Below are 6,672 nucleotides of genomic sequence, written 5' to 3'. Positions count from 1 at the left end.
TTCCGTACCCGCCATATCGATAATATTATAAATAGTGACGCCAAGAGTAGAGAGCTGATTGTCTTCGGCAAAGTTAATACCTCAAAGCAAAATGAAGAAGCTACGCCCATTGGTGTCAGAAAGTCGACCCTCCAGGGTTCCGAGATTAAAATTTCCGGCCAATCAATAAAGAGTGCAGCAATTCTAGCGAAACTAACACCGGTTCTGATGGTTGAACCTCAAAGTTTCGATTTACTTACTGGTCCTCCAAAAGTTAGACGGCAGTTTATAGATTGGGGAGTGTTCCACGTGGAACATGAATTCTCTTTTTTGTGGAACGATTATATTAATTGTCTAAAACAGCGGAATAGTCTACTCCGAACTGCTAAAATAGACCTACTTCAACTAAAAGTATGGGATAAGCGTATATCGCTCTTAGGAGAGCAAATAACGCAGCATAGAATCGAATTTATGGATAGGTTTCGAGTTACCTTCGAAACTGTATTGGCCGGACTGGGTTTAAACGAACAAAGTGAGATAGGATTAAAATACTTTCAAGGCTGGGATAAGAGTAAAAGCCTGGCAGAAATGTTAGACCAAAATCGTTCGAAAGATATAGAAAAAAAGTATACCCAGTATGGACCACATCGGGCTGATCTTAAGCTTAGAATAAGTGGTAAGAATGTGAGTGAATTTTTATCTCGTGGGCAACAGAAGTTATTGATAATTGCCTTATATATCGCTCATGTAAAATGCCTAAAAGAATTAAACGATTCGCAGACTCTCGTCTTGATAGACGATATTGCCGCGGAGCTAGATAGTAAGAATATCGATATAATTCTCTCTAATTTGTTAGAGTTGGACGCACAAGTAATGTGTACAGTTTTAGATCGAGAGATACCCCGAGATTATTTAGATAAGCATCGGTCAGATTGTAAAATGTTCCACGTGGAACATGGCCGTATTCATGAATATGATTATCAAGAAAAACAAATATAGTACCTGAAATATTAGGAGCAAAAGCTGAATGAGTGAAACTGAAAATAACTATGATTCTTCAAGTATTAAGGTACTAAAAGGCTTAGACGCGGTAAGAAAAAGACCAGGAATGTATATTGGTGATACCGATGATGGTACCGGTCTTCATCATATGGTTTTCGAAGTTGTTGATAACTCGATCGATGAAGCGCTTGCTGGTCATTGCGATACGATTGATGTTGTTATCCATCTTGATAATTCAATTTCGGTATCTGATAACGGGCGTGGTATTCCTACAGAGATTCACGAGGAAGAGGGGGTTTCTGCAGCCGAAGTTATTCTGACAGTATTACACGCTGGTGGTAAGTTCGATGATAACTCCTACAAAGTATCCGGTGGTTTGCACGGTGTTGGTGTATCGGTTGTAAATGCTTTATCCGAAAAGCTTAAGTTAACGATACGCAGAGAAGGCAAAATATACGAGCAAGAGTATACCCACGGTGTGCCTGATTACTCCCTTAAAGAGGTGGGTCATTCTGAGACGACGGGAACGATGGTGACCTTCAAACCAAGTTCAGAAACTTTCACTCAGACTGAGTATCACTATGATCAACTCGCAAAGCGCTTGAGAGAACTGTCATTTTTGAATTCCGGCGTACGGATTCATTTAAAAGACGAACGTAGTGATAAAGAAGACCTATTCGAATTTGAAGGTGGTTTATCGTCATTTGTTGAGTACTTGAATCATAACAAAACGACTGTAAACGACATGTTCCACTTTAATATTATGCATGAAGCAACAGGGGTTGGCGTAGAAGTCGCTATGCAGTGGAACGACACTTATCAGGAAAACATCTTCTGCTATACCAACAATATTCCACAGCGAGACGGTGGAACGCATATGGCGGGTTTCCGTGGTGCACTAACTCGTACATTGAATAACTATATCGAGAATGAAGGTCTAGGTAAGAAAGAAAAGGTTTCAACAACAGGGGACGATGCGCGAGAAGGCTTAACCGCAATTGTTTCGGTTAAAGTTCCCGATCCAAAGTTCAGCTCGCAAACTAAAGATAAGTTAGTATCGAGCGAAGTAAAGACAGCTGTTGAACAAGAAATGGCTGCTAAGTTTGCAGACTATTTGTTAGAGCAGCCACAACAAGCCAAGAACCTGGTTGGTAAGATGCTTGATGCGGCAAGAGCTAGAGAAGCAGCACGAAAAGCGAGAGAAATGACTCGACGTAAAGGTGCGCTAGATATTGCTGGTTTGCCTGGGAAATTGGCAGATTGTCAGGAGAAAGACCCAGCGCTTTCCGAACTATACATAGTGGAGGGTGACTCAGCGGGCGGATCAGCCAAACAGGGCCGGGACAGAAAAACACAGGCAATACTGCCACTGAAAGGTAAGATATTAAACGTTGAAAAAGCACGCTTTGATAAGATGCTATCTTCTGCAGAGGTTGGCACCTTAATTACAGCCTTAGGTTGTGGTATTGGGCGAGAAGAGTACAACATCGAGAAACTCCGTTATCACAGCATCATTATCATGACTGATGCGGATGTCGATGGTTCTCATATTAGAACCTTATTATTGACGTTCTTTTTCCGTCAGATGCGAGAGATTATAGAACGTGGTCATATTTTTATTGCTATGCCTCCTTTATATAAAGTTAAGAAGGGCAAGCAGGAGCAGTACCTGAAAGACGAAGCTGCCTTAGAACAATACCTGACCCAGTCAGCTTTAGATGATACTCATTTATATGTTGATGAGGGAACACCCTCAATCTCTGGCCAAGGTTTAGAAACCTTAGTTGGTCAATATCGTGAAGTAGAAACCATTATTTCTAAGCTTGCCCGTTCTTATCCGTTACTTGTACTGGAAACTTTGCTTAAAGTAAGCGCGCTGAATAAAGAAGATCTTAAAGAGAAAGCGAAAGTTTCGGCTTGGGTTGAAGAAATACAGCCTTTGCTTGGTATTGATACCAAGACAGGTATGAACTATGTATTTGGTATTTCTCACGACGAAGAAAAAGACCTGTACTTACCAAAAGTTGATGTATTTGTGCACGGTATATCAACTGAGTATATCTTCAGTGAAGAGTTCATTGAGTCAGCTGGTTATGAAAAAATTGTCACGATGGCGAAGTCTCTTGAAGGTATTTTCAGTGAGAATAGCTTTATTAAGCGTGGTGAAAAACAGTTTGCGATCACTGATTTTAAGCAAGGTTTAGAGGTTCTAATGAAGGAAGCTCAGCGTGGTCTTTATATTCAGCGATATAAAGGTCTAGGTGAGATGAACCCTGAGCAGCTCTGGGAAACAACGATGGACCCAGAAAGTCGCCGTATGATGAAAGTAAATATCGAAGATGCGGTTGCCGCTGATCAGATCTTTACGACCTTAATGGGTGATGAAGTTGAACCAAGACGAGACTTTATTCAGACAAATGCTTTGGAAGTAACAAACCTGGATGTCTAGTTCTAAGTCCCAAGGTGACGCCTCAATTAGTGCTGAAAGTAAGCCATATCACCATGGTGACTTGAAGACGGCATTAGTTGAGTCAGCTAAAGACATATTAAAAATTAAAGGCGTAGATGCTCTATCTTTAAGAGCCATTGCCGCAGAAGTAGGGGTGTCGCATATGGCACCTTATACTCACTTTAAGAACAAGAAAGAGCTCTTACAAGCTATCGCTGCATCAGGCTTCGATGACCTAACTAAACGCTTGATAGATATTAAGAAGAGCTATACTGATCCATGGGATTTGGTATTTAACTACGGCGTCGCCTACGTTCAGTTTGCCGTAGAAAACCCTGCAATTTATAGACTAATGCTGAGCCAGGCTGATACTGGTGGTCGTCGAAACAAGCTCGAAGCCTCAGCGAATCCAGAGATATCCCCTGTCCTCGAAATTAGTTCTCAAAAGCCTTTTAAAATACTTAGACAAGCATTTGAGCATGGCAATGTTGAGTCCAAGCATGTAACGGCTAGAGCCCTGAGTGCATGGTCGATGGTTCACGGCATGTCAGCTTTAATTATTGATGGCCATATTCGTATACCTGGGGATATGAGCATTAGTGAATTCTTTGCTCAGGCAGTTTCACCGAAAATGATGAAGTTATAATTAATTGATCTGATTCATTGATGGGGTAGGGAAGGACAAACTCTAGTTAAAATTAGGTACCAGTTTGAAGACCTTAACCGGTACCTAATTTGGCTTTTGGGTTTTCTTTATATAGAGATCTCTATATCGCTTGTTGGAAAAGCAACGCATGAATGAATCCAAGAAAATTTACGATCTGATTTACGTAGCTTGGATTCATGAGGGTTAAATACTTCTCCGCTTATTAGCTTAACGCGACATAAACTGCACTCACCAGAGCGGCAAGCATTCTCGGTGCTTAGGCCATAACGTTCGAGACTATTCAGCAGAGGTTCACCTGACTTTGCAACAAAACTTCCTTTACCTTGTACTGTGATAGTTACCTCTTTTTCAATAGAAGTATCTTCAGGCCAGTGTGCTTGTGTTTCAGGTTTCTTAGGAGGGCCGTTTAGCTCTACAAGCATACGACGCTCTTTTACACCTAAGTTTTTAAGTATTTCGACACAGCTTTCATTAAAGGGTGTTGGGCCGCATATGTAAAACATCTTTGAGCTTAAGTTGCTCAGTGAAGATGAAACAAGCTCTTCAGTAACACGTCCGCCGATGCCTTGATAACTTTCACTTGGCCTTGAGATTAATTCTGTAAGTTTTATATTGTGATTCTGTTTGGCACAGGAGCGAATTTCCTTTGCGAATATTACATCCTCCTCGAAACTATTGCTGTAGATAATATGCATGGTATGAGGGAGATCTTTAGCGATGATATGTTTGATCATACTACGTGCAGGTGCAATCCCGGATCCGCCAGCGAAGAATACTAGATCATTACCATGGAATAGTGGATTATGATGAAAGCTTCCCATTGGGCCGGTGCTAGTAAGCTCTTGACCAGGCTTCAGATCATCAACTAAATAATGGCTAACGAAACCGCTATGAGCCTTTTTAACGGTCAGGTCATAATAGTCTCGTTCAGTGGGAGAGGAAGACATCGCATAAGGTCTGGCAGTTGGCGAACCATTTATCTCAACAAAAACGTTAATATACTGACCTGCTTGAAAAGGGGGAAGGTAACCATCAAGTGCTTTGACACGAATAGTATTCGTGGATGGCGTATCAGTAAAAATATCGGTAACAAGTAAACGAAGGCGTTTAGGATGTAGACTGTCGATAGTCTTTTGCGTAGCACCTTTCTCTTCGCTAAAGTCGCTTCCACTAAGCTCTATCTCGGTTTTCTTTTTTACGGCTTCAACGTAGCCAACGACACCATCTAATACGTTTTGTTCTGCGCTGCGATTTTTATGCATGTTGAGCCTCCGTTTGTGACTTTTTAATTTTACGCAATATACTTTTTGCCGTTGATTCACCGGCCATATAGGTCGGTTGAAAACCTCCTTGCGCTGTCCAACTTCCTGCGGAATACAAACCTTCAATACCGTAAGCGTCTAGCCAAGCACACATAATACCAAACCCAACAATTAATTACGCTAGTTCCAAAATTCACAAGGAACTAGCACATGACTAAAAAGAACACCAAGAAAGCCAAACACGACTGGCCAAGTATCTTCGATTATCAAAAAGAGAGCGGGTTAACGGTTGCAGAATTCTGCTCCATACATAAAATCAGCACCTCTTCGTTCTACCTCAATAAGCACCGACGCTCGACAGGCAATAATTTTGTCGAAGCGAAAGTTGTTCGGCAAGTGTCTGAACAAGTCACACAGATCACTAGCTCTAAACAAATCATCACGTTAATCACACAAGCAGGTGAACTGACTTTTCCAGATTCGATATCACCTGACTTTTTAGTCAGAGTGATAAAGGGTTTATCATGAAGATGTTTGTTCAGCCTTCCCGCATTTATCTTCACCGGCAGTTTGTCGATTTCAGAAAATCGATTAATGGTTTATCTGTGATCATTGAGTCGGAGATAAATCTTCCCGTCATGAGCGGTGCCTTGTTCATTTTCTGCAACAAAGCCAAAGATAAATTGAAGATACTTTATTGGGATAAAACCGGCTTTGCCTTGTGGTATAAACGGCTTGAAAAAGATAAATTCAAATGGCCAAGCCGTATTGATGAAGCATGTTTAGAATTGAATGAACAGCAGTTGTCTTGGTTGCTGGAAGGCTATGATGTCATCGGTCATCAAGCTGTCGATTATCAAAATATTATGTAATAAAATCAGGTAAATAGTATAAATAAAAACAGCAAGTTAGCGTGTTTTTTGTTAAAATGCACGCATGAAAACAGACATCGAATCACTCCCTGACGACCCTATTTTACTGAAGAAACTTCTCGCAGAAAGAGATGAGACTATCGCTTATCTTACTGAGCAGTTTCGTTTAGCTCAGCATAAACAATTTGGTAAAAGCACTGAAGGCTACCCGGGTCAGGGCGAGCTATTCAATGAACTTGAGCAATTAGCAGATGAGTCTGAAGCGGAACCGACTGAAGCCGAAAAAGAGTCCATCACCTACGAACGCAAGAAACCTGTTCGTAAACCTTTACCCAAAGACTTACCACGCGACGTCATCATTCACGACCTGGCAGACGAAGACAAAAGCTGTGATGACTGCGGTCATGAATTACATCGCATGGGTGAAGATAAAAGCGAGCA

General features: G+C 41.3%; 7 protein-coding genes and 1 pseudogene. 6 read left to right on the top strand and 2 right to left on the bottom strand.

Translation table 11 applies throughout. From position 1 onward, the window contains the following. From A3766_RS14955 to A3766_RS14945, 3 genes are all read left to right on the top strand, one after another. A partial coding sequence (locus tag A3766_RS14955; protein WP_068642451.1) for a DNA replication/repair protein RecF occupies positions 1-978 on the top strand: 978 nt, incomplete at its 5' end. A gap of 28 nt (positions 979-1,006) precedes the next feature. Then, on the top strand, positions 1,007-3,430 hold the full coding sequence (gene gyrB / locus A3766_RS14950; RefSeq protein WP_068553028.1) for a DNA topoisomerase (ATP-hydrolyzing) subunit B: 2,424 nt from the start codon (positions 1,007-1,009) through the stop codon (positions 3,428-3,430). After that, on the top strand, positions 3,423-4,076 hold the full coding sequence (locus A3766_RS14945) for a TetR/AcrR family transcriptional regulator (protein WP_068507328.1): 654 nt from the start codon (positions 3,423-3,425) through the stop codon (positions 4,074-4,076). The genes gyrB and A3766_RS14945 overlap by 8 nt, the downstream gene beginning before the upstream one ends. Before the next feature lie 107 nt (positions 4,077-4,183). On the opposite strand, the gene A3766_RS14940 is transcribed toward A3766_RS14945, so the two are convergent. Next, entirely contained in the window at positions 4,184-5,359 is a 1,176-nt protein-coding gene (locus A3766_RS14940; RefSeq protein ID WP_068553027.1) for an FAD-binding oxidoreductase, read from the bottom strand. Beyond that, entirely contained in the window at positions 5,352-5,513 is a 162-nt protein-coding gene (locus A3766_RS29695) for a hypothetical protein (RefSeq protein ID WP_156508915.1), read from the bottom strand. The genes A3766_RS14940 and A3766_RS29695 overlap by 8 nt, the downstream gene beginning before the upstream one ends. A gap of 56 nt (positions 5,514-5,569) precedes the next feature. Here A3766_RS29695 and A3766_RS14935 point away from each other — a divergent pair, with 56 nt between their 5' ends. From A3766_RS14935 to A3766_RS14925, 3 genes and pseudogenes are all read left to right on the top strand, one after another. Next, complete coding sequence (locus A3766_RS14935) at positions 5,570-5,887, top strand: hypothetical protein (protein WP_068510162.1); 318 nt, start codon at positions 5,570-5,572, stop codon at positions 5,885-5,887. Beyond that, positions 5,884-6,231 (top strand): IS66 family insertion sequence element accessory protein TnpB, encoded by a 348-nt coding sequence (tnpB, locus tag A3766_RS14930; RefSeq protein ID WP_068510160.1) that lies wholly within the window; start codon positions 5,884-5,886, stop codon positions 6,229-6,231. Before A3766_RS14935 ends, tnpB begins: the two co-directional genes overlap by 4 nt. Positions 6,232-6,361: 130 nt before the next feature. Next, a pseudogene (locus tag A3766_RS14925) lies at positions 6,362-6,672 on the top strand (IS66 family transposase); the annotation flags it as partial.

Source organism: Oleiphilus sp. HI0132 (genome assembly GCF_001635845.1).
This window is presented reverse-complemented; position numbering and strand designations above follow the sequence as displayed.

Coding starts and splice junctions, on each gene's coding strand:
- A3766_RS14935 (WP_068510162.1), top strand. CDS start 5,570: ATGACTAAAAAGAACACCAAGAAAGCCAAACACGACTGGCCAAGTATC.
- gyrB (WP_068553028.1), top strand. CDS start 1,007: ATGAGTGAAACTGAAAATAACTATGATTCTTCAAGTATTAAGGTACTA.
- A3766_RS14940 (WP_068553027.1), bottom strand. CDS start 5,359: ATGCATAAAAATCGCAGCGCAGAACAAAACGTATTAGATGGTGTCGTT.
- tnpB (WP_068510160.1), top strand. CDS start 5,884: ATGAAGATGTTTGTTCAGCCTTCCCGCATTTATCTTCACCGGCAGTTT.
- A3766_RS14945 (WP_068507328.1), top strand. CDS start 3,423: ATGTCTAGTTCTAAGTCCCAAGGTGACGCCTCAATTAGTGCTGAAAGT.
- A3766_RS29695 (WP_156508915.1), bottom strand. CDS start 5,513: ATGTGTGCTTGGCTAGACGCTTACGGTATTGAAGGTTTGTATTCCGCA.